The following is a 23108-nucleotide window of genomic DNA, read 5'->3' on the forward strand; positions in this document are numbered from 1 at the left end:
GAGAGTTACCAGCCCGCAGACAGTTGGCTATCCTACGACGCGCGGCGTGAGCACCGGCCGCGCGGGTTTGTGGCTCCCACGGGAGTTCACGGAAGGATGGCGACATGTGCTGGCGCAGCGGGCCCTGGAAGACGGGGTGGCTCTTCCACAGCCGGATTCTGGCCGCGGCGCGCGGCGTGGAGTCGCGGGCGTTGAAGGGTGCTCACGGTAGCGGGGAGGCCAGCGGGTGCGTCTGAAGCTCAAGCAGAAGATGATGTTGTTGCCGGCCGTTGTCGCGGTGTTCCTGGTGGCCATCCTGGTGGCGTTCATCGCCCTGGGCGCGCGCTCCGGTGGCGTGTACGCGCGCATCAGCAGCTCGCAGGTCCCCACCATCGAGCTGAACCGTGAGGTGATGCACCGCTTCCCGGGTCTGCACCGCAACGTGCTGGCGGCGGTGGCGGCGAAGGCGGGCGGGTTGGAGCCGCTGCGCGCGGAGGTGGACGAGCTCCAGTCGAAGCTCGACCTGACGAGGGCCGTACCGGGCGCGAACCTCCAGCGGGTGGATGAGCTCAAGTCGTCCCTGGCCACGTACTGGAGGAACTCCAGGGCGGCGGTGACGTTCGCGGTGGAGGGGGACGAGAAGGCGGCGTCCGCGCTCGCGAGCGTGGAGTCCCTGGCCGCGGGGCTGTCCCATGAGCTGGAGAGGGCCGTGGAAGCGGATGGCCAGGCCATCGCGACCTCCTACGCGGAGGTGGCCGGGCTGCACCGCGCCACCACCTGGACGGTGTGCGTGCTGGTGCTGTTGTGCATCGCGCTGACGGTGGGGCTGGCCTACTGGCTGCATCGCGAGGTGACGCTGCCGCTGGCGAAGCTGACCCACGTGGCCACGCGCATCGCGGAGAAGGGCGACCTGACGCAGGCCATCGACGTGAGCGCCCACGACGAGGTGGGCGAGCTGGCGCGCGGCTTCCAGGTCATGGTGACCCGGCTGCGCAACGTGCCCACCACCATCCAGACGGTGGTGACGGACCTGACGAACGCGGCGAAGACGCTGACGCAGGCCAGCCAGGAGCAGGTGAACTTCCTCACCAATCAGTCCCGCAGCCTCACCGAGGCGAGCACCACCATCGCCGAAATCGCGCAGACGTCCAGCATGGCCGCCAGCCGCGCGGAGATGGTGCTCCGCGTGGCGGGACAGGCGGATACGTTCAGCGCGTCCGGCCAGGAGTCCATCGAGAAGAGCGCCGAGGGCCTCCAGCAGATTCGCCAGCGCGTGGGCGCGCTGGTGGGCAGCATCGCGCACCTGAGCGACCAGGCCGTGCATGCCGGTGAAATCATCGGCAGCGTGAAGGACCTGGCGGACCAGTCCAACGTGCTCGCGCTCAACGCGGCCATCGAAGCGGCGCGCGCCGGGGAGCAGGGCCGGGGCTTCGCGGTGGTGGCGCGGGAGATGCGCTCGCTCAGCGGCCAGTCGCTGCAGAGCACCCAGCGCATCGGCAAGATTCTGCTCGAAATCAACCAGGCCATCCGCCAGACGGTGGGCATCGCCGAGGGCGACAGCGAGAAGATGGAGGAGGGCATCGAGCAGGTGCTCGCCTCGGCCAACACGCTGAAGGAAATCACCACCGTGGTGCAGGAGAGCAGTCAGGCCGCGCGCCAGATTGTGGCCTCCGTCACCCAGCAGAACGCGGGCATCGCGCAGATGACCGAGGTGATGACCACGCTGTCCTCCATGATGGCGGACGTGGTGACGGCCACGATGACGGCCGAGCAGGCGGTGACGCAAATCAACGCGTCGCTGGGACAGCTCCAGGAGCTGTCCACCGGCTTCCGCATCTGACGCTGCCTTGGGGCCGCGAGGGTGCCACCGTCCTGGGTGGCACCCCGGCTTGGGGCTCGGCTCACTCCCCCTGCATCAGCCCGGTGACGCGCCCGTCGTCGTGGACGGTGACGCGGCGGGCGGCGGGCTCGCGTGGCAGGCCGGGCATGGTGAGGATTTCTCCAGTGAGCGCCACCATGAAGCCCGCGCCCGCGGACAGCCGCACCTCGCGCACGGTGAGCGTGAAGCCGCGCGGCCGTCCCAGCTTCGTGGGGTCATCCGACAGCGACAGGTGCGTCTTCGCCATGCACACGGGCAGCCCGGCGCCGCCCAGCTCGCGCACGGCGTCCAGGTCCTTCTTCGCGCTCGCGGTGAAGGCCACGTCGTCCGCGCCGTAGACGGTGCGGGCGATGGCGGCCACCTTCTCTTCGGGCGACTGCGCCACGTCGTAGAGGAAGCGCGGCTGGGGCGGCGCGGCGTCCGTGCCGTCCAGCATCTCCAGCACGCAGTCGGCCAGCTCCAGCGAGCCGTCACCCCCTCGCGAGAAGCCGTCACACACGGCCGTCTCCACGCCACGGGCCTTGCCGAAGGCGCGCAGCTCTTCCAGCTCGGATTCGGTGTCCTGCGGGAAGCGGTTGACGCACAGGACGGCCGGCAGGCCGAAGGCGGCCACCGACTCCAGGTGCTTCTCCAGGTGCGCGAAGCCGCGAACCAGGGCCTCGCGGTCCGGCTCGGCCACGCGCGCGGGGGAGGCGCCTCCGTGGTGCTTCAGCGCGCGCAGCGTCACCACCAGCACCACGCCCCGGGGCCACAGCCCGCTGCTGCGGCACTTGATGTCCAGGAACTTCTCCGCGCCCAGGTCGAAGCCGAAGCCCGCCTCCGTGATGACTTCATCCGCGTAGGCCAGCCCCATGCGCGTGCCCATCACGGAGCTGCACCCGTGCGCGATGTTGGCGAAGGGGCCCGCGTGCACCAGCGCGGGGCCGCCCTCGCGCGTCTGGGCGAGGTTGGGCATCAGCGCGTCCTTGAGCAGCGCCACCATGGACGCCGCCGCGTCCACGTCCCGCGCGCGCACCGGCTGGCCGTCCCGGGTGTGGCCGATGATGACGCGTCCCAGCCGCGCCTCCAGGTCCTTCAGGCCCTCCGCGAGCGCGAGGATGGCCATGACCTCGCTGGCGGCGGTGATGTCGAAGTGGTCCTCGCGTGGCACGCCCTGCGCCTTGCCGCCCAGGCCGACGATGACGTTGCGCAGGAAGCGGTCATTCATGTCCAGCGCGCGCCGCCAGCGCACGCGCGTGGCATCCAGGGCCACCGGCTGGCCGTAGAAGACGGCGTTGTCCACCAGCGCGGACAGCAGGTTGTTGGCGCTGGTGATGGCGTGCAAGTCCCCGGTGAAGTGCAGGTTGATGTCGGCCGCGGGCTCCAGGCTGGCCTGCCCGCCGCCGGTGCCGCCGCCCTTCACGCCGAAGACAGGGCCCAGTGACGGCTCGCGCAGGGCCGCCACCGCGCGGCGCCCTCGCTTGCGCAAGCCCATGGCCAGCGCCACGGACATGGTGGTCTTGCCTTCGCCCGGTGGCGTGGGGTTGATGGCGGACACGAGCACCAGGCGTCCCTGCCGGCCGCCCCGCTTGCCGAGCGCGTCCAGCGACACCTTGGCGCGGTGGGTTCCCCACGGCAGCACGTCTTCGGGAGACAGGCCCAGCTCGGCGCCCACGTCGGTCATGGCTCTCAGCGTCATGCTGGGAATGTCCGTGCGGAACTGGCAGCGGTCAACGGCGGAGACGCGTGCCTGCTACAATTCAGGGCCGTGAAGACCTTCGCTCGTGTGTCTGGATTCCTGCTCGTTTGCATGAGCGGCGTCAGCCCCGTGCTGGCGGCGGACCCGCGCGACATCGAGACGCGGTCCGATGTGTCTGTCGGAATGGATGTCGGGCCCGCTGGTCGCAGGTCCCATCACCGAGGACTGCTCCTAGCGCGCGTCAGTCCAGGCGGAAGCCTTCGGGGGCCCGCGGGTCCTTCCTGTCATACATGTTGAGGTACAGCACCACCGGCTTCTCGAGTCCCTCGTAGCTGACGACGTACACGTCGAGCATGCCGGTCCCGAAGGGCGAGCCCTCCGACTCGAAGGCGCAGCAGCTTCCTTCCCGCTCGTAGCGGACCTTTTGCCCCTCTGGCCCCCGCAGGTGCTGGAGGTATTCGTGTTCCCCTTCGACGCCGCCGCCCACGTGGATGGGGTCGTCCTTGCTGTAGCCATATCCGGAGGGCGCGCTGGGCGTGGCCTCGGGGGCCGCCGCTTCCGTCGCGGGCGCGTCCGGCCGGGTGGCGCCGGCGGTGGAGGCACAGCCCGTGGCCAGCACGGGCACCAGGAACAGCATCGCGAGGCGGGAGGTCGTCATGTGGCGGAAGCCTACCGCTTTCGCACGGCAAGCGGCCTGGGAGTCGGAGCCCCTTCGGCGGTGGCGGCCGAGCAGGAGGGCCCCTTTCATGCCCTTGGCGGGCGCCGCATCTTTCCGCCGGAAATGTCCCGCCAACGAGGCCGAGGAGCGCCCATGTCGAAGGCCCACATCCATGAGGAAGGACGGAGCGGATGGGGCGCGCCGGGGCCTGCCGAGGCCCGTCACCCGAGCGGGGCCGACGTCGTTCCGGGGCTGCTGAGCTTGGGGCAGGCGCTCCAGGCGGCGCTCATCGTCGACGCGTACGGACGCGTGGTCTGGATGGACGATGCGCTGACACACGCCACCGGACCGCAGGGTGAGCCCTTCCAAGGGCGTCCCGTGGCCGCGGTGCTCGCTCGGCTGCCCTGGCTCGCGCAGGCGATGCGGCCCGCGCTCCAGGGCAAGGCCGGTGTCCACGAGGAGTCGGGCCTGAAGGCCTTCGTCCTGCCCGTGTTCGATGAGCAGGGGACATTGTTGGGCGCCTGCGCGCGCCTCCAGCTTCCTGAGTCCTCGATGGGGCAGGTCGCCGAAGGCGGTCTGACGCGGCACGCGCCGGAGAGCCTGGCGCACATGAACTCGGTGCTGCGCGCCACGTTCGACTCGATTGCGGAAGGCGTCATCGTGGTGGACCTGAACAAGCGCGTCACGGCCTTCAACAAGCGCTTCCTCGACATCTGGGGGCTGACCGAGGAGATGATGGTGGACCGCGACGCGGAGCGAGTGCTGGTGCGCGCGGCGGGCGGCGTGAAACACCCGGAGTCGTTCACCTCGCGAATCCGGGAGCGCTTCGAGCCTTCCGAGCAGGTGGACGTGGAGACGGTGGAGCTGCTGGACGGGCGCATCCTGGAGCGCAAGTCGCTGCCGCAGCGGATGGGGGGCGCCATCATCGGCCGCGTGTGGAGCTACCGCGAGGTGACGGCGGAGCGGCAGGCCGAGGCCGAGCGCGAGCGGCTGCTGCGCGAAGCCCAGGAGGCCATCCGCGTGCGGGACGACTTCCTGTCCATCGCCGCGCACGAGCTGAAGACGCCGCTCACGCCGCTGAAGCTGCACCTCCAGATGCTGCGGCAACGCGGCGCCGAGGGGGACGGGGCCTCCGCCCGGCACGTGGACAAATCGTTGATGCAGGTGAGCCGCCTGACGGGATTGGTGAATGACCTGCTGGACACCTCGCGCATCCAGGAAGGGCGGCTGACGCTGAAGCATGGGCCCGTCGTGTTGCAGGAGCTGGCCCATGACGTCGTCTCCGAGATGCGCCTGTCCAGCGCGCACCACCGCGTCGAGTACGAAGCGCCGGAATCACCCCTGGTCGTCCTGGGCGATGCGGACCGGCTCGCGCAGGTCCTGGTCAACCTGATGGAGAACGCCTTCAAGTACAGCCCCAGTGGGGGAACGGTTCGCGTCCGGGTGGCTCGGGAGGACCGCCACGCCCATGTCTCCGTTCAGGACGAAGGCATCGGCATTCCGCGGGACCAGCAGGCGCACCTCTTCGAGCGCTTCTTCCGCGCTCGCAACGCCCCCATCTCCGGCTTTGGTGGACTGGGGCTGGGGCTCTACATCTGCGGGGACATCGTCGAGCGGCATGGCGGCCGTCTGTGGGTGGAGAGCGTGCTGGGGCACGGCTCCACCTTCCGCTTCACCGTGCCGCTGGCGTCCACGTGACGGTGCCTCACCGGGGCAGGGCCTGCGCGGCCTGACGCTGGCGGGCCACGCGCAGGCGCCACACCGTCACGGGAATGCCCACGGCAAGAGGCGCCACGCTCCAGAGCCACAGCCCCTCCGTCCATACGCGCTCACGCAGGGGCGCGGGAACCTGGGCGCCCAGGAGGAAGGCGGCGGTGGTCAGCACGAACACGGCGAAGCCCTTGCGCAGCATCGCGGGGGACACGCGCCCCGCGAGCCTTCCGCCCACGAGGCTGCCCGTCATCGCGGCCAGGAGGACTTCGCCGGTGAGCATCCAGGGCAGGTCCAGGTGGCCCAGGTGGCCCACCAGGCCGGCGGCGCACTGGAGCGCGATGACCACCAGGGATGTGGCGGTGGCGACTGGCATGGGCAGCCCCGCCAGTGACAGCGCGGGCACGATGAGGAAGCCGCCCCCGGCGCCCACCAGTCCCGACAACGCGCCCACCGCGATGCCTTGTGCGAGCACGCGGGCAGCGGGGAGCGGGGAGACGCTGGTGGCGGCGGGCCCGGCTTCCCGGCGGCGAAGCATGGCCACGGCGGCGGCCACCATGACGCCCCCGAACAGGAGCAGCAGCGTGTCGGGCGCGAGGTGGGGATTGAGCCGGCCACCGAGGAAGGCCCCGCCCATGCCCCCTGCGCCGAATACGAGCGCGGTGCGCCAGCGGACGCGGCCCGCGCGCGCGTGGAGGAAGGCGCCGCTGGCGCTGGTGACGCCCACCACCACCAGGGACATGGCGATGGCCGTCCGAGGCTCGACGTCGAGCACGTAGATGAGCAGCGGCACGATGAGGATGGAGCCGCCACCTCCGAGCAGGCCCAGCAGGATGCCCACGAGCATCGAGCCCGCGATGCCCGCGTACAGCATCACCGCTCGCCTTCCGCGCGCGCGACGGCGAGCAGGTCCCGGTAGGTGCGCAGCAGGTGCTCGAAGGCGGCGGTGTCCCGGACATCCGTCGGCCGCGCGGCCTGGAGCGCGTCGAGCACGGCGGTGAGTGCTTCCCGAGACGGGGTCGTCAGGGGTGGCACGGTGGGACCTTCATGGGGCGGGGGTGCCACGGCGCGGTGGAGGCCGTCGAGCAGTCCGTCGCGGACGGTGCCCAAGGTGGGCAGCGCGTGGGGGACGGGGCGCACCACGGGCAGCCGCGCGGTGTTCCACGCGAGCATCCCGCCACGCAGGTTCATCACTCGGGTGAAGCCCAGGGTGACCAGGCTGGAGGCCGCCTTCGCCGAGCGCGCCCCGGAGCGGCAGATCATCACCAAGTCCGTGTCACGCGGCCAGGCGTCGACGACGTCCGGCACCGTGGCCAGGGGGACGTGCCGGATGCCCGCGACGTGGCCCAGGATGCCGTCGAGCTCGGCGGCCTCACGCACGTCGACCAGTGTGAGCTCGGAGGGCAGGCACGCCGCGAGCTGTCCCACCTCCACGTCGCGGTAGCCCGCGGGATGGGGCGTGGCGGTGTCGCAGAGAGGATGCATGGGGGCTCCGCGTGACTTCAGGCTTGGAGGGAAGGTGAGGGCGGCGTGTGTCCGCAGGCCCGGTTGGCGGGGACGGCCACGTCCAGCTTCCGGGGAGGTGGGAGCTGGAGCGCGTTCATCAAGACGATGAAGTCCGCGCGCGTGCGTCCGGCCAGCCGGGGGTTGTGCTGCTTCTCCTCGCCCACCGTGGACATGGCGTGCCCGGCGTAGTCGTGGCCGGGGTAGACCGCCGTGTCGTCGGGCAGGGTGAAGAGGACGCGGGTGATGGCGTCGTAGAGCTGGCCCGGGTCGCCGTTCTGGAAGTCCGTCCTTCCGGTGCCGCGGATGAGCAGCGCGTCTCCGGTGAAGAGGCGGCGCTCACAGAGGAAGCTCAGGCTGTCGTCGGTGTGGCCGGGCGTTTCGAGGACACGGACTTCGAGGCCGCCCACGCGCACGATGTCTCCATGGTTCACCGCCCGGTCCACGCAGGGTGCGCCGCGGCTGGAGGCCACCACGGTGGCGCCTGTCCGCTCGCGGAGCACACCCGCGCCGGTGACGTGGTCGGCGTGGACGTGCGTCTCCAGCACCACGGACAACGTGAGGCCCAGCTCCCGGAGGAGCTTCAGGTCGCGCTCCGTCTGTTCCAGCACCGGGTCGATGAGCGCGGCGGCGCCCGTGGCCTCGTCGGCCAGGAGGTACGTATACGTCGAGGTGTCCGCGTCGAAGAGCTGGCGGAAGAGCATCGTTCGCCTCCGTCGGAGTGGGGTGCGAGGCCGTCATTGCCAGTGACGTGCCAACAGGTGGGGGCGGGGCTCGGGTCGAGGGGACACGGGTTGCCGGCACCGCGGAATCGGCCTCTGCGGGCAAGACGGCATGCTTCAAGCGCGCCGTCGTGAAACGCACCTGAAACAGGCGTGAAACATCGTTTGAGGGCCATGTTCGTGGTGTTTCGTGGCCGACGCCCGCCCGTCGCTCAGCGTTCCGCCGTCGCACCCAGGTCGCGCAGGCGCCGCCACAGCGTCACGCGGCTGACGCCGAGCAGGCGCGCGGCCTCGGAGCGGTTGCCGCCCGCCTGGGCGAGCGCGGCGCGGATCCGCTCCGGTTCCATCGAGGCATCCGGAGGAGGCTTCGTCACGGGAGCGGCCTGCCGCGGCTCGGAGAACTCCGGTGGCAGGTCCGCCTCTCGGACCACCGGGCCTTCGCCAATGACGTAGGCGTATTCCATCACGTTCCGCAGCTCGCGCACGTTGCCGGGCCAGGCGTGCTCCTCCAGCAAGCGGCGGGCACCAGGCGAGAAGCGCTCCACGCGGCGGGCGCCGCGCTGGTGCAGCTCCTCCAGGAACCGCAGGGCCAGTGGGAGGATGTCGCCTCGTCGCTCCCGCAGCGTGGGCAGGAAGAGCGGCACCACGCGCAGGCGGTACATCAAGTCCGCGCGGAAGCGTCCCGCCTCCACTTCGCGCCGAAGCGGCCGGTGCGTGGCGGCGATGATGCGCACGTCCACGGGCACGGGCTGGCGGCCTCCCACGGGGATGACGGTGCGCGTCTCCAGCACGCGCAGCATCTTCGCCTGGAGGTCCAGGGGCATCTCCGCCACCTCGTCCAGGAACAGCGAGCCCTTGTCCGCGAGCCGGAAATGTCCTGGGCTGTCGCGCACCGCGCCCGTGAAGGCGCCGCGCACATGGCCGAACAGCTCGCTCTCCAGCAGGTTGGGCGGCAGCGCCGCGCAGTTGATGGCGCGAAACGGCCCGCGCGCCCGTGCCGACAGCGCATGCAGCGCGTGCGCGATGTGCTCCTTGCCGGTGCCCGACTCCCCGCGAACGAGCACGCTGGATTCGGTGCGGGCCACCTTCTCGACGATGCGGAAGACGCGCCGCAGCTCGGGCGCCTGGGTCCACAGGCCGTGGAACAGCTCCGCGCGACCATTCGTCTCTTCCGCCGCGTCAGGCGAGACGAGCAGGGCCCACCCGGATGCCCGAGGCCCTCGCGCCAGGGGGACGGCGCGCACCCGCACGGGCTTCGAGCGCCCACCCACGCGCAGGCGGGCGGAGGCCTCACGCCCGTTCTTCAGGAGGGCGTCCAGCGGCTCCGTGCCATCAGCGCGCCCCAGGACCTGCGCCAGCGGCGTCCCTGCGCGCAGCGTGCCGCCCAGCAGGGCTTCGAGCGCGGGCGTGAGCGCGGTCACCTTCCGCGCGTCGTCCACGAGCAGCACGGGGCCCGCGAGGGCATCCAGGGCGGGGAGCGCGAGGTGGGAGGTGGGCATCGCCGGTGCATAGCCCGGCTCCCGGCGTCTTATGCAAGGCCCCGCATCATGAATGCCCAGTAGAGGCGTGGCAGGCCGTACTTCTTCAGCAGCCACATGTCGCGCCGCTCCTGCATGGTGTCGATGAAGGGGATGGTGGGCGCGGGCTTGCCGTCGTAGTCGAACTCGGCGAGCAGCAGGCGCCCGTAGCCGGTGGTGAGGGGGCAGGACGCGTAGCCGTCATACCGCGCGGGCAGGGGCTGGCCCTTCATGCAGGCCAGGAGGTTCTCCACCAGCACCGGCGCCTGCTTGCGGATGGCGGCGCCCGTTCGGCTGGTGGGCAGGTCCGACGCATCGCCGAGCGCGAAGACGTTCGGATGGTCCGGGTGCTGGAGCGTGTACTTGTCCGCCTTCACCCAGCCGGCATTCGGACCTTCCCGCCAGGACAGCGGGCTGCGCTTGATGAAGTCCGGCGCGCTCTGCGGCGGGGTGACGTGCAGCATGTCGTAGGCCAGGGTGAGGCGCTCCGTCTGCCCGTCGCGCGTGGCCTGGAAGGTGGCCTCGCGCCGCTCGCCGTCCACGGCGATGAGGTCGTGCTGGAAGCGGGGCGTGATGCCGTAGCGGTGCACCACGCCCTCCAGCACGGAGGCGAAGGGCTTCACGCCGAAGATGGTCTTGGCTCCGGAGCCGAAGACGACGCTGGTGCGCTCCATCACGCCCGTGCGGCGGAAGTGGTCCGCGGCCAGGTACATGATTTTCTGCGGGGCCCCGGCGCACTTCACGGGCGTGGAGGGCTGGGTGAAGAGCGCGGTGCCACCCTGGAAGTTCTGGAGCAGGCGCCACGTCTTGGGCGCGAGCTGGACGTCGTAGTTGCTGCTGACGTGCGGCGTCTTCAGCGCCTCGCGCAGGCCCGCGACCTTGTCCCAGTCGAGCTGGATGCCAGGGGCGACGACGAGGAAGTCGTAGCCCAGGCGCAGGCCACCGCGGGTGAGGACCTCCCTCGCCTCCGGGTCTATCTCCGTGGCGGCGTCGCGCACCCACTTCACGCCGTGCGGGATGAGGCGGGACTCGTTGCGCACGGTGTCCTCGACGCGCGCCTCCCCGGCGCCCACCAGCGTCCACAGGGGTTGGTAGTAGTGGTGCTGGGAAGGCTCGAGGACGGCGACGCCCTTCTGCCCGGCGCGCGCCAGCCGGGCGGCCACCGTGATTCCGGCGGTGCCACCTCCGATGATGAGGACGCGATGGTGTTCGCGTACCGGCACCACCACGGCGCTGGACGGCGTCACCGAATCCCCGCGGTCGAAGTCCTCGCTCGTCTGCATGTCGCGCGCTCCCTTGTGACGCGTGAAACGGGCAGGAAGCCCTAGCAGGGCGCATGCCACACTCGTCCCCGAGGGCAGACCCCGGGTGACGAGGTGAACATGTTGTTTCCCGACCGTTTCAGCGTGTTTCAGGGAGCGCCGGCCGCGGGCTCTACTTCCCGAAGAGGCCGCGCAGGCGCTTCTTCGCTTCGTCCTCGGCGCGCTTCTTGGCCTCGGCCTCCAGGCGCGCCTTCTCCTCGGCGGCCTTGGCCTCCAGCTCCTTGCGCTTGGCCTCTGCTTCGGCGCGAAGCTTGTCCTCGCCGCCTTCGATGATGCCCTGGACCTGCTGGCCGCGCTCGCCGCCAATCAGGTTGCCCGCCAGCGACGAGGCCGCCAGCTTCGCGATTTGCGTCACCGCTGGCTTCACGTCCAGGCTGGTGACCTCCGGCTTCCACGCGGGGCCCGTCAGCTTGAGGCCCACGGGGATGGCGGCCGGCGGCGTCACCTTGCCCAGCGTCAGCGTCTTCACCGTGGACGGCGTCAGCGACACGGAGCCCGTCAGGTCCAGCGAGCCATCCAGCCGGATGCCGCCGTCGAAGCTCAGCTCCGCCTCCGGCCGCGCCCACGTCAGCGGCTTGGAGAGCTGGGCCACGCCGTCCTTGATTTGAACGCTGAAGGGCAGGTCACCGCCCAGCTTCGTCACCTGCTCGTTCTTCAGGCCCTTGGCCGCGATGGGCAGCGCCTTGGCGAGCGGCTCGGACACCGCGGCCACCAGGTCCTTGCCCAGCAGTTCGCCATCCAGCAGGTCGCCGTTGATGCCGCCGAGCAACGTTTGCTTGAGCTTGTCGGGCGTGTAGCCCACGCCCTTCACGTCCACGTTGCCGTTGAACTTGCCCGTCACGGCCTTCTGCGGCGTGAATTGCGTCAGCGCCTGCTCCACCGCGACGCCCTCCACCTTCACCTTCGCCTCGAAGGGGCGCTGCTCCGGCAGGGGGCCCAGGCGCATCGTGGTGCCGTCCGCGACGATGCGTCCGCCGTAGACGCCCGTGGAGAACTTCTCCACCGTGATGAGGTCGTCGGTCATCTTCACCACGCCCGTCACCTGGGTCATGGTCATTTCCATGTAGCGCAGCGTGCCCACCGCGAAGCGGATGTCGCCCCGGTAGCCGTTGAAGCGCGTCGGGTCATCCGACAGCGGCTCCTCCGGCGGCGGACCGCCGCGCGCCTGGACTTCCTCCTCGCTCATCATCAGCGCGTCCGCGTCCAGCTTCTGGCTCTTGAGGTCCGCGGAGAACATCGTCGTCTGCTTCTTCCCCGCGCCCGCGAGCGCGAAGGACGCGCTGCCCGTCATCGTGTCCTCGAGCACGTTCGCGGTGAGCTTGGGGATGTCCACCTTCATGCCGGAGCCCTTGCCGGGCGCGTAGGTGCCCGCGGCGCTCAAGTCCATTCGCTGGCCCGGGGCCTTGTCCACCAGCAGGCCGGGCCGCAGGTCGATGCCGCCCAGGTCCGCCTTTGCGTCGAAGCGCAGGGCGCCGCCCGTGGCCGCCGCGCCGGAGACCCGCGCGGAGAGCTTCATCGCGCCGCCCGCGTCCTTGGTGAGCTGGGCCGGCACGCGCAGCCGCACGGGCGTCAGGTCCACATTGACGTCGATGGCCTGGGCGTCCTGCGTGCCGCTGCCGCGCACGTCCAGGCCGATGGGACCGGCAATCATCCCGTTGAGCTGCTTGCGCAGCGGCGGGTAGTACTCAGCGAGCGCGGCCGGGTCCAGGTTGCGGCCCGTCAGCTCGAAGCCCTCCACCGCGGGCTTGTCCGTGAGCAGGCCCTTCACGCTGCCCTTGCCGGTGATGCTCGCGGGGCCCAGGTCCACCTTCAGCTTGTTGAGCGCCAGGTCACCCGTGGTGATGTCGCCCGCGACGTCGGTGTCCATGACGACGTCCAGCGCCTTGCCGCCCTCGGAGCCAGTGAAGCTCAGGCCCAGGGCCTTGATGATGCCCACCAGCTTCGTGGGACCCTGGCCGCCGGGAACGGCGCCGCCCAGGTCCGCCTGCCAGTCCGCATCCAGCGTGCCCGCCCGCAGGCCGATGTCCGGCGGCAGGAAGGGGCCCAGCGGGGCGAGGTCGATTTTCTGAGCCTTCAGCGTCACGCGCTCGGGCGTGGGGACCAGCGTGGCCGGCAGCGGCGCGGCGTGGAGGGACACCTGGAGGTTCTGGGTGTCCGCGAGCACGGCGGCGGCCAGGTTCACCACCAGCGGCTTGCCCACGCGGAGGTCCTTCACCTCGATGTCCAGGTCCTTCACGCCCAGCTCGCGGGCCTGTTCTCCGGCGCCGCGGTCCACGAAGCGGATGGCGCCGTCGGTGAGGGCCGCGCGCTCCACGTGGACGCCGGAGAGGTCCATGGGCTGAGACTCTTCGGCGGGGGCCTCCTCTTCCTTGGGCTGCTGTTCTTCCAGCCGCTGGAGCAGGCGCTGCACGTTGGTGGTGCCGTCGGCGAAGCGGACCAGGTTGACGGTGAGGCCGGAGACCTCGGCGTTCTTCACCTGGATGTCCTTGCCGCTGGAGGACAGGAGCGGACCCGCGGCGACGCGGACGTCAATCAGGGCCAGCTGGGCCAGCGGCAGGTCTTCCCCTTCGGCGGGGCCGACGGTGACGTTCTCCACCTGGGCGCCAATGGTGGGGAAGAGCTTGGTGGAGATGTCCCCGATTTCGATGGGACGTCCCAGGAGCTGGGAATAGGTGGCCGCCTGGTCGCGAGCCGTCTTCAGCAGGATGGCGTCCAGTCGCCAGAGCGCCACGGCCACGATGATGACGAGGAGCGCGAAGACTCCTCCAAGGACATAGGGCCAACGGCGCTTCTTCTTCACCACGGTGTCGGACATCGCTTGAAACCTCCTCCAGCGAGCGGGCCGCAGGCGCCGGCCTGTGCGGTACCCGACGGGCAGGCAGACGCTTAGCCCAGCCCAGGCTCGTCCGCACGCGTCAGACGCGCCAGCCCGCAGCGGGACAGCAGCATGACAGTTCTGCCCAAGACGACGCTGGAGGCGGGGAGAAATGCACGGAGGCGTACAAATCGAAGGACGGACGGCCGCTCTGGGAGCACGAAAAAAGGGGGCACCAGCCGGCTCCTGGTGCCCCCTGCCACTCGACAGTTCTCCGATGTGGGCATCCGGCGCCAGGAAGGGAAGGGGGCCAACGCCATCCCGGTTGGCCCCTGGGGCCGGCTGCGCCGAGGGCGGGCAGGCGCCTACCGCTCAGAGCCCGCCGTTGCCGCTCATGTCACACATGCCCGCCGGCCGGATGCGCAGCGCGCGCAGCTCGCGGCCGTAGTCGGTGTTGTCGCTGGCGACGAAGTAGAGGTCCCACCCCGAGCGCACGAAGTTGTTCGGGTCCGAGTGCATGGCCCCCGGCGCGATGCCCTGCACCTCGAACACCCCCAGCTCGCGGGTGTCGCTCACCCACGCCTCCCGGCCCCCGGCCTCCGTGTGGGCGCTGAAGAAGAGGTACTCCTCCACGGCCGTCAGCTCCGCGGGCTCCGAGCCCAGCGCGCCCACGGCGATGTCGGCGTGCAACTGCGTCCCCGCGCTCGTCCCGTCGCTGCTCCACAGCTCGCGGCCGTGCACCCCGTCATCCGCGACGAAGAAGAGCCGGTCCTTCACCACCGTGAGGTTCGTCGGCTGCGACGGCACCGGGCCCGGGTAGATGTCCTTCACCCGCATCGTGCCGGACGTCGTGCCGTCGCTGCGCCACAGCTCGAAGTCCACCCCCCCGGCTCCAGTCGCCGCGCTCAGGAAGAGCTTGTTCTTGTAAGCGACCATCCCCAGCGGCGCGCCGATGAACGTGTACACGTAGCGCGCCCAGCTCGATGTGCCGTTGGTGACGTAGAGCCGCGTCTGCGGCGCATCGAAGTTCCAGGTGAAGAACAGCTTGTCCCCCACCGGCGTCAGGTCGCCCAGCATGTTCTCCTCCGTCCCGTCCACCAGCCGCACGAAGCTGGCGCCATCGGTCCGGTACAACTGCACCCGGCTCGACTGGCGGTCGGTCGGTGAGAAGATGCTCACCTTGACGTAGAGGGCGTTCGTCCCCGCCACCAGCTCGAAGTGGCTGGAGACCAGGTCTCCCTCCGTGCTGAAGTCACGCAAGAGGAAGGTTCCCTCCTCCGTGCCGTCGCTGCGCCACAGCTCGCGGCCATGCACGCCATCGTTTGCCGTGAAGTACAGCACGCCGTCGTAGAAGGTCAGGTGCTCCGGGTCCGAGCCCAGCCCTCCCGGCGAGATGTCCTTCACCAGCACCGTGCCCGCGGTGGTGCCATCCGTCTTCCAGAGTTCGCGGCCATGCACGCCGTTCTTCGCCGCGAAGTACGTCGTCGTCCCGCCCTGGACGAAGGGGCCCGCGTCCGAGCCCGGGCCTTCGGAGTACACGTCCCGGAGCGGATGCGTCCCCGAAGCCACACCCGAGCTTATCCAGGGCTCACGGCCCCACACGCCATCCGTGGCGGAGAAGAGGAGGACCTCGTTGCCGTGGGTGAGGTCCCGCGGATGGGAGTGCCCCGCGCCCGGGATGATGTCCCGCACGAGCCGGGCCGTCGTGTCGCACAGGTCCCATCCGGAAGCCGCACCCAGGCGCGCGGTGTCTTCACGGCTGGTGGCGGCTGCCACCTCCCCGTGCTCCTGGCGAACCGGGGAGGGTGCTTCGACGCCGCATCCGAGGGTGGCGATGCCTGAAACGGCGGACAACAGCAAAGGAAGGCTTTGTGCGCGAAGACGCATACTCACTCCTTGTTGCGGTGGCTGGCTGCGGTGGGGTGCCGCGGTCGCGCAATCTGGCTGGGATGTGACGAAACCCAAGCCGTCCGCGAGTCGGTCCAGGGCTGTCATTGCGTGACAGTCGCCCTCCGCGGGCGCCTCGGCGTACGAGACCGGGGACCTTCAGCCGACAACCCGGCCGAGAGCTGTTCGACGAAGAAGCATCCAGAGCGCGCTTCCCGCTTTCCGAACCGCCGTCCCATTACGAGACTCGACGCGCCATGCGCATTCGCTCCGCATTCGTCCTGTTGGCCTGTGTCTCCGCTTGCGCTTCGCGCTCGGGGGCCGGGCCGGAGTCTTCCTCGGCCATGCCCACCGCTTCCGTCTCCGCCGCGGATGCCGACTACGTCGTCCTCGCGCGCGAGTACCTGGATTGGTATGCGGCGGCGCATCCGACCCGGGCCACGCGGCTCGGCTATCACATGCATGACGCCCACCTGCCGGACGTCTCTTCGGGCGCGCTGAAGCGCAAGGCGGAGGCGCTGCGCGGCTGGCTGACGCGCCTGGAGCAGGTGGTGGCGCGCGGTGGCCTGTCGGGAGACGCGGCCGTGGACGTGCGCGTGCTGGAGAACGCGATGCGCGCCGACCTGCTGGAGCTGGAGGAGGTGCGCCCCTGGGAGCGCGACCCGGGCTTCTACGTGGGCATCATCTCCAGCGGGTTGGACGGCCTGTCGTCACGCGAGTTCGCCCCCGTGGCCGAGCGCATGCGCGCCATGCGCTCCCGGATGGCGCGCATCCCTGGCGTGCTCGACGCGGCGCAGTTCAACCTGAGCGGCGTGCCGAAGCTGTGGGCGGAGTACGCGCTGCGCGACGCGCGCGGCACCGTGGCGTACCTGCGCACGGACCTGCCCCGGGCCCTGACGGCGCAGGGGTATGCCCAGGTTCCGCTGAGCGAGCGCGCCGCCTTCTCCGCCGCGCGCGAGGAGGCCGCGCGGCAGATGGAGGCCTTCGCGGTGTGGCTGGAGCGCGAGCTGCTGCCCAAGGCGGACGGCGACTTCCGCCTGGGGCGCGAGCGCTTCGAGAAGAAGCTGGCGCTGGAGGAGCACGTCACGCTGGACGCGGACGCGCTGCGCGACATCAACGAGCGCGCCATCCGCGACTACAAGGCCTGGGTGGCGCGCGAGGCCGCCCGGCTGGACGCCACCAAGACGCCCGAGCAGGTGATGGCGGAGCTGGTGAAGGACCACCCGAAGGCGGAGGAGCTGGTGGCGTCGGCGAAGGCGCAGTTGGTGGAGTTGCAGCGCTTCGTGCGCGAGCGGAACATCCTCACGCTGCCGTCGGACCGGCTGCCCGTGGTGCGGGAGACGCCGCCCTACGCGCGGCTGGGCTTCGCGTCCATGGACACCCCCGGCCCCTTCGAGACGAAGGCCACCGAGGCCTTCTACAACATCACCAACGTGGAGCCCGGCTGGACGCCCGAGCAGAAGGCCCAGCACCTGACGTACTTCAACCGCGCGGGCCTGCTGGGCATCACCGTCCACGAGGCCATGCCCGGCCACTTCGTGCAGTTGCTCTACGGCGCGCGGATTCCCACGGACGTGCGCAAGGTCTTCACCCCCGCGTCACTGGTGGAGGGCTGGGCGCACTACTCCGAGCAGATGATGGTGGATGAAGGCCTGGGCAATGGTGACCCGGCCGTGCGGCTGGGACAGCTCCGCCGCGCGCTCCAGCGGCACGCGCGCTGGTACGCGGCGCTGGCGCTGCACGTGTACGGAGAGCCCGTGGAGGCGGTGGCGAAGCGGTACGCGGAGATTGCGTACTTCGAGCCCTTCCCCGCCCTGCGCGAGGTGGAGCGCGGCACGCTCGACCCCACGTACCTGTATTACGCCGTGGGGCGCATGCAGATCTTCAAGCTGCGCGACGATTACCGCCGCCACCTGGAGTCGCGCGGGAAGACGCTGGTGCTGAAGGACTTTCACGACCGGCTCCTCCAGCTCGGGCTGCCGGTGTCGCTCGCGCGGGAGGTGTTCCTGCCGGGCGACACGGCGCCGTCGCTGGAGTGAGCCGCGGACTACAGCTCGATGACCCGGGGCGTCTCCTCCTGCCCCGCCTGCGAGCGGGAGGCGAGCCCCTGGAGGTTGAAGCCGTTGGGCGCGTGCACGGCGCCCGCGGTGTTCGGGTCCAGGTAGAGGCTCACCGGAGCGGCGAGCCCGTCGTACGTCACCTCGAAGACCTCCAGCTCGGTGGGCGCGCCGGTGCCGCAGCAGGGGCCCACGCGGCGCCAGGCGATGCGCTGGCCCTGGGGGCCTCGCAGCAGCTCCAGGAAGGCCATCATCCCCCGGTCACCCCAGCCGACGCGGACCGGGTCCTGAGGGTGGAAGCCGTACTCCACCCCCTCGACTCGCGGCGCCGTGGCGCGGGGCTCTGGCACCGCGGACTTGTTGGTTGATGCACACGCAGCCAGGAAGAGCATCCCGGCACAAGCGGCTCGAATCAGCGACATTCCGACCCTCCCCACCACCACCGTCCCGCGGGGAAGATGTGGCTGGGTGGCGCTCCGTGCATCCCGGTAGCGGGGCCGGCCGTTCACCGGCGGACGTTGACCGCGCCCGGCGTCACTTCTTCTTCGGCGCCGTCCCCGACATGTCGCGGATGAAGACGCGGTCGATGCCGTGGATGCGCAGGGCCACCAGCTCGTCCGGAGTGACGTTGGGGTAGCCCGCCTCGCGCATCTGCTTCACGAAGTCGGGTGTGACGCCGTGGATGCGGAAGGCCAGAATCTGGTCCTGGGTGAGGTCCTTGAAGCCCAGCTCGCGCATCTGCTTCACGAAGTCGGGCGTGACGCGGTGGATGCGGAAGGCGATGACGTCATCCGCGTCCGTGCCCTGGAAGCCCAGCTCGCGCATCTGCTTCACGAAGTCAGGCGTGACGCCGTGGATGCTCATGGCCGTCAGTTGATTCCAGGGCAGCTTCGCGAAGCCGACGCCGGAGAACTCCTTCACGCGCTGGAGCGTGACGCGGTGGATGCGGCCCTCGACCAGTTCCTTGAATGACAGCCCGGCGTAGCCCGCGTCGGACAGGCCGCGCACGTACTCGGGCGTCACGTCGAAGATGCCCGCCTGGATGAGCTCCTCCATGCTGAGCTGCTTGTAGCCCAGCGCGGCCAGGGCCTGGATTCGTGCGGTCGTGACGTTGGTCGCCGCGAGCTGGAACTGCGCCTCGGGCGTGATGTCCGAGTAGCCCAGCGTGGCCATCTTCTTGAGGAAGTCGCTGCTGGCATCGAAGCGGAAGTGGCCCGCGCCCTGGCCGTCCTGGAACTGGCCTTCGAAGCGGAAGGTGCCGGCCTCGCGCGGCAGGGTGAAGGTGGTGGCTCCGTCCGTGGTGGACAGTCCCTGGAAGGACGCCAGGGGTTCCGTGAAGCCCGTGTTGCGGTGCGGGCCCTGGCGGAGCTGGAGGTTCAGGGTGGATGGGGTGCTGCTATTGGGCGAGGCCGACCAGGTGCCGCGAGGCTCGAAGGTGGAAGAGGCCGCGACGGCGGAGGTGGCCATCAACAACAGGGCCACGAGGGACAGGCGTGACGACATGAGACGCATGGTGGGCTCCTTCGGGTAGACGCCTCCCGTGCGGCGCGCGTCGGATGGGACGTGCGCCGAGCGGGGGGGAAGCGAGATGGGTTGGGTGATGGGGCGCGGGACGAACGGCTTACTTCGAGCCGGTGCCGCGCATCTTCCGGATGAAGTCCGCGTCCACGCCGCCGGTGCGCAGCCGCACCAGTTCGTCGACGGAGAGGTCCTTCAGGCCTGCGTCGTGGAGCTCACCCAGGAAGTGGGCGTCCACGCCGGTGGCGCGCAGCCGCTGGAGCTCCTTCGTATCCATCGTCTGCACGCCCGCCTTGCGAATGCCGGCGAGCCAGCCCGGGTCTACGCCCACGGCGCGAAGCTGCATCAGCTCCCGGGCCTTCAGCTTCGACAGGCCGTGCTTGTTCATCTCCCGGATGTACTCGGGGTTCACGCCCACGGCGCGCAGGTGGGCGAGCTCCTCCAGCGACATGCCGGCGTAGCCAGCGTCCTTGATGCCACGGACGAAGTCCTCGTCCACGCCCACGGCGCGCGCGTGGGACAGGGCCTTCGGGTCATCGACGTTGAAGCCCGCGGACTTGAGGGACTGGATGTACTCGGGCGTGACGCCCAGGTGCCGCAGGCGCGTCAGTTCCTTCGCTTCCAGCTTCCGGCCGAAGCGCGTGTTCATGTCCTGGACGTAGTCGGGGGTGATGCCGGCGTGGCTCATCCTCACGAGGTTGGAGACGGTCGGCGTGTAGCCCAGGGCCGTCAGTTGCTGCACGCGCTCCGGGGTGACGCCCGCGTTCTTGAGCGCGATGAGCTGCGCCACGGAGAGCTGCTGCCCCGCGCCGACTCGCGTCTGCTGGTCCAACTCACGCTGGGCACGCGAACCCAGGCTCCGCGCGGGAGGCGCAGGTGGCGGGGTGGGGCCCGGGGCTGACTGGACCGCCACGGCCGCGACACTGGCCGGAGGAGCGGGAGGCGCCGGGGGCGCGGGCGGTGCCGCGGGTGTGGGCGCGGGCGGCATCGGCGGGGCGAGCGAGAGCGCCGGGATGGGCGGAGGCTGGATGAGGACGGGCTCGTCGCCCGGCTGCGGCGCGGTGTCCGTCTGTCCCAGCAGGAGCGACGTCAGCGGCGCGGCCACGGCCAGGCTGCTGACCAGGGTGAGCACGGAGGCGCCCGCCGCCCAGCGCGAGGCGCAGCGCGACGTGGGCAGGGTGATGAGCCGCCGCACGCGCTCCGGCAACGAGCCGCCCAGCGCGGACATGGCGGGGCTCGGCGCTCCCGGCAGCACGCGGAGCGTCTCGAGCGCCGTCAGCGCCCGGGCGTAGGAGACGGAGTTGCCGCTGGCGGCCACCGCGACGTCGTCACAGCAGTGCTCCCGCTCGACGCGGATGACGTGGGAAATCCAGCGGACCGCCGGGTGGAAGAAGAGCAGCGTCTCCACCAGCACCTGCGCCAGGTTCACCGCGAAGTCATGACGGCGGATGTGGGCCAGCTCATGGGCTAGCACCATCTCCAACTGCCGAGCAGGAAGGCCCGCCAGGGTGGATACGGGCAGGAGCACCACGGGCGACAGCCAGCCCACCGCGGCGGGCACGTCCACGTCGGAGGACTGGAGCAGCCGCACCGCGCGGCGCAGGCCCAGGCGCCGCGACAGGGCGTCCAGCCGCTCCTGCCACGCCTCGGGCGCGGGCAGGGCCCGGTCCGCCAGCCGGCGCAGCTTCATCCACTCCGCCGCCATCCGCCCCGAGCACAGGCCCACGCCCGCCACCCACGCCAACACCAGCCAGTGCAGGTGCGCTTCCACCTGGGACAGCGCGCGTTGCAGCAGCAGGCCGGCCATGACCAGGAAAGAGCCCAGGCCCGTCAGCAGCGTGCTCTCGAAGCCGCTCGCGGCGCCGTCCTCGGCCATGTCCGCGTCAATCCATGCGGGCGACGCCGCGACGGGCGCCACTCGCCAGGCGGGCCGCGCCGCCTGCGTCACTGTCTCCTCCAGGCGCAGCGCTCCCAGCGCAGAGGGCAGGGATTGCGCGCGCGGCACGGAGGTGTCCACCGCCACTCGCGCGGGCGCGCCGTGGAAGTGCTTCCACCCGGAGGCCACCGGCAACGCGAGCGCGAGCACCAGCGCTCCACAGGCCAGCGCGTAACGCGCATGCGCCGCCCGCCGCCCCACCGTGATGAGCGCCACCGCCAGCGTCAGCGCCACCAGCGTGCCCTGCCAGAGCGAGTGCAGCAGCGCCCACCCCAGGGACTCCATCAGCAGCCGGCTCATTCCTCGCCTCCTTCCAGGGTGTCGAGCAGCCGGCGCAGCTCCGCCAGCTCCTCGGGACGCGTCTTCTTCGACGACAAGGCCTGCATCGCCAGCCGCGCCGGAGAGCCACCGAAGGCGCGGTCCACCAGGTCCGTCACCAGCTGCCGCTGGGTGCGCTGCTCCGTGGCCCGGGGCCGGTACACGTGCGCGCGCTGGGACTCGTCACGCTCCACCAACCCCTTCTCCGTCATGATTTGCATCAGCTTCAACACCGTCGTGTACCCGGTGCCCTCCGGCTCATCTCGGGTGAGGGCTTCGTGCACCTCGCGCACCGTGCTGTCGCCACGCGCCCAGAGCACCCGCAGGATGGCCAACTCCCCATCCGTGGGACGCGGCAGCTTCGTCTCACTCATGACGCTTCCTTCCATGACTCGATTGCCTGGACGCATATTACGAACGGATTCGTAGATGTCAACGAAGCCCTTCGTAGTTGCGGTCCGTCAAAAGCCCCCTGCCTCTGGGTGAGGGAGGGGGCTTGGGGATTCAGGCGGGTGCCTGGCCGTCAGCTCTCCTGTCGCGTCGCGGGCTCCGGCGGCGTCTGGGCGGAGGCCTGGTTCTCCCAGAAGCGGCGGGGGTGGCCGTCACCGCGGGTGCCGCCGGAGAGCCGGTCCACCCAGGGATACCGCTGGGCCTCCTCGGCCGTGTAGCCCAGGTTGAAGACGGTGGGGCTCTTGGGCTTGTCACCCGACTTCTCGTAGAAGGTCCCGAAGAGGCGGTCCCAGAAGTAGTTGGTGATGCCGTAGTTGCCCTGCTCGTTGTGGAAGTGGTGCGACAGGTGCAGCCGCTTGATGTCCTTCAGGAACTGGGACTTGGGCGTGTAGTTCAGGTGCTGGATGCAGTGGCAGAACTCATAGAAGCACGTAATCACCATGGCCCAGCCCAGCGCGGCGGCGGCGCCCGCCTTGCCGCCAATGAGATAGCCAATGGGGGCAATCACGCCGCCCACGGTGGGGAGCACGTTGGCCAACGCGCCGAAGAGCACGCGCAGGTCGTTCGGGTCCTGGTGGTGGTCGAAGTGGATGCGCTTCCACGTCGCCGCGGTGAGCGGTGACTTGTAGAGGAAGCGGCTGTGCAGGATGTGCTTGTGCACCAGGTACCAGCCGAAGGGGAACGCCACGCTCGCGGCGAGCATCGCCAGCAGCATGCGCAGCGGGTTCTCGAACCACTTCACGGCCAGGACCAGGCTGATGATGCCCACGGTGATGTAGGCCACCACCGCGTAGTAGGTGAAGAACGAGTAGATGAGGTCGCCCAGCGTCATCCGGTCCAGGTTGTGCTTGCGGTTCTTCAGGAACGAAAAGGGTGCGCTGACTGCCACGGTATCCTCGCAGGGAGCCGCTGCCCCCCATGGAGGCAGACGAAGCAGGAGTGTGTGCGCGCCGTACCCGCCGGCCACGGGGCTTACGGCGGTGCTGTCAGTACCAGGGGCCCTTCAAATTGCCGCATCCTGAAGGGCGCCCCATAGCGTTTTCCTGGAGCAGGTGAGAAGCAACCCTGCTGAATGAACAGGCGGTGTGTTGCCTGCCTGCCCAGAAGCCGGCCCAGGCACGGGCTTCCTTCGCGTCCGATAGCAGCCCACTTTCCTGGA

17 protein-coding genes are annotated in these 23108 nt (G+C 70.3%); 3 read left to right on the forward strand and 14 right to left on the reverse strand.

Annotated features, from left to right (window positions below; genetic code table 11):
* Nucleotides 1-226: 226 nt before the first annotated feature.
* Nucleotides 227-1819, forward strand: coding sequence for a methyl-accepting chemotaxis protein (locus FMP39_RS02330; RefSeq protein WP_141588401.1), 1593 nt, complete (start codon nt 227-229; stop codon nt 1817-1819).
* A gap of 61 nt (nt 1820-1880) precedes the next feature.
* Here the strand turns inward: FMP39_RS02330 and FMP39_RS02335 are convergent, their stop codons facing one another.
* Nucleotides 1881-3536, reverse strand: coding sequence for a formate--tetrahydrofolate ligase (locus tag FMP39_RS02335; protein WP_141588402.1), 1656 nt, complete (start codon nt 3534-3536; stop codon nt 1881-1883).
* Nucleotides 3537-3777: 241 nt separating this feature from the next.
* Complete coding sequence (locus tag FMP39_RS37710; protein ID WP_228557578.1) at nt 3778-4194, reverse strand: hypothetical protein; 417 nt, start codon at nt 4192-4194, stop codon at nt 3778-3780.
* 153 nt (nt 4195-4347) lie between these two features.
* Between FMP39_RS37710 and FMP39_RS02340 the strand changes: the two genes are divergently transcribed.
* Nucleotides 4348-5892 carry an ATP-binding protein gene (locus FMP39_RS02340; protein WP_228557579.1) on the forward strand — a complete coding sequence of 515 codons (1545 nt, stop codon included), beginning with the start codon at nt 4348-4350 and terminating at the stop codon, nt 5890-5892.
* A 7-nt stretch (nt 5893-5899) separates the two neighbouring features.
* On the opposite strand, the gene FMP39_RS02345 is transcribed toward FMP39_RS02340, so the two are convergent.
* From FMP39_RS02345 to FMP39_RS02375, 7 genes are all read right to left on the reverse strand, one after another.
* Nucleotides 5900-6778, reverse strand: a complete 879-nt coding sequence (locus FMP39_RS02345; protein ID WP_228557599.1) for a sulfite exporter TauE/SafE family protein — start codon at nt 6776-6778, stop codon at nt 5900-5902.
* A complete protein-coding gene (locus tag FMP39_RS02350) occupies nt 6778-7389 on the reverse strand; it encodes a rhodanese-like domain-containing protein (RefSeq protein ID WP_141588405.1) in 612 nt (203 codons plus the stop codon). Before FMP39_RS02350 ends, FMP39_RS02345 begins: the two co-directional genes overlap by 1 nt.
* Before the next feature lie 17 nt (nt 7390-7406).
* On the reverse strand, nt 7407-8111 hold the full coding sequence (locus FMP39_RS02355; protein WP_141588406.1) for an MBL fold metallo-hydrolase: 705 nt from the start codon (nt 8109-8111) through the stop codon (nt 7407-7409).
* A 230-nt stretch (nt 8112-8341) separates the two neighbouring features.
* Entirely contained in the window at nt 8342-9628 is a 1287-nt protein-coding gene (locus tag FMP39_RS02360; protein WP_141588407.1) for a sigma-54-dependent Fis family transcriptional regulator, read from the reverse strand.
* A 29-nt stretch (nt 9629-9657) separates the two neighbouring features.
* Nucleotides 9658-10929: an FAD/NAD(P)-binding oxidoreductase gene (locus FMP39_RS02365; protein WP_141588408.1), complete on the reverse strand. Its 1272-nt coding sequence runs from the start codon at nt 10927-10929 to the stop codon at nt 9658-9660.
* Between the two features lie 151 nt (nt 10930-11080).
* A complete protein-coding gene (locus tag FMP39_RS02370) occupies nt 11081-13783 on the reverse strand; it encodes an AsmA family protein (protein ID WP_141588409.1) in 2703 nt (900 codons plus the stop codon).
* A 372-nt stretch (nt 13784-14155) separates the two neighbouring features.
* Nucleotides 14156-15559, reverse strand: coding sequence for an ELWxxDGT repeat protein (locus tag FMP39_RS02375; RefSeq protein ID WP_228557580.1), 1404 nt, complete (start codon nt 15557-15559; stop codon nt 14156-14158).
* Between the two features lie 455 nt (nt 15560-16014).
* Here FMP39_RS02375 and FMP39_RS02380 point away from each other — a divergent pair, with 455 nt between their 5' ends.
* Nucleotides 16015-17709, forward strand: coding sequence for a DUF885 domain-containing protein (locus tag FMP39_RS02380; protein WP_228557581.1), 1695 nt, complete (start codon nt 16015-16017; stop codon nt 17707-17709).
* 8 nt (nt 17710-17717) lie between these two features.
* Here FMP39_RS02380 and FMP39_RS02385 read toward each other — a convergent pair whose 3' ends face one another.
* The 5 genes from FMP39_RS02385 to FMP39_RS02405 all read right to left on the reverse strand — a co-directional run bounded on the left by FMP39_RS02385 (nt 17718) and on the right by FMP39_RS02405 (nt 22838).
* Entirely contained in the window at nt 17718-18149 is a 432-nt protein-coding gene (locus FMP39_RS02385) for a fibril protein (protein ID WP_228557582.1), read from the reverse strand.
* 112 nt (nt 18150-18261) lie between these two features.
* Complete coding sequence (locus FMP39_RS02390; RefSeq protein WP_141588412.1) at nt 18262-19239, reverse strand: 4-hydroxy-3-methylbut-2-enyl diphosphate reductase; 978 nt, start codon at nt 19237-19239, stop codon at nt 18262-18264.
* A gap of 109 nt (nt 19240-19348) precedes the next feature.
* The gene (locus FMP39_RS02395) at nt 19349-21481 is read right to left on the reverse strand and encodes a M56 family metallopeptidase (RefSeq protein ID WP_141588413.1); all 2133 of its coding nucleotides are present in this window, start codon (nt 21479-21481) and stop codon (nt 19349-19351) included.
* The gene (locus tag FMP39_RS02400; protein WP_026113917.1) at nt 21478-21873 is read right to left on the reverse strand and encodes a BlaI/MecI/CopY family transcriptional regulator; all 396 of its coding nucleotides are present in this window, start codon (nt 21871-21873) and stop codon (nt 21478-21480) included. The genes FMP39_RS02395 and FMP39_RS02400 overlap by 4 nt, the downstream gene beginning before the upstream one ends.
* A gap of 149 nt (nt 21874-22022) precedes the next feature.
* The gene (locus FMP39_RS02405) at nt 22023-22838 is read right to left on the reverse strand and encodes a sterol desaturase family protein (protein WP_141588414.1); all 816 of its coding nucleotides are present in this window, start codon (nt 22836-22838) and stop codon (nt 22023-22025) included.
* Nucleotides 22839-23108: the final 270 nt, after the last annotated feature.

The organism is Myxococcus sp. AB056, from assembly GCF_006547365.1.
Lineage (GTDB): Bacteria > Myxococcota > Myxococcia > Myxococcales > Myxococcaceae > Myxococcus > Myxococcus virescens.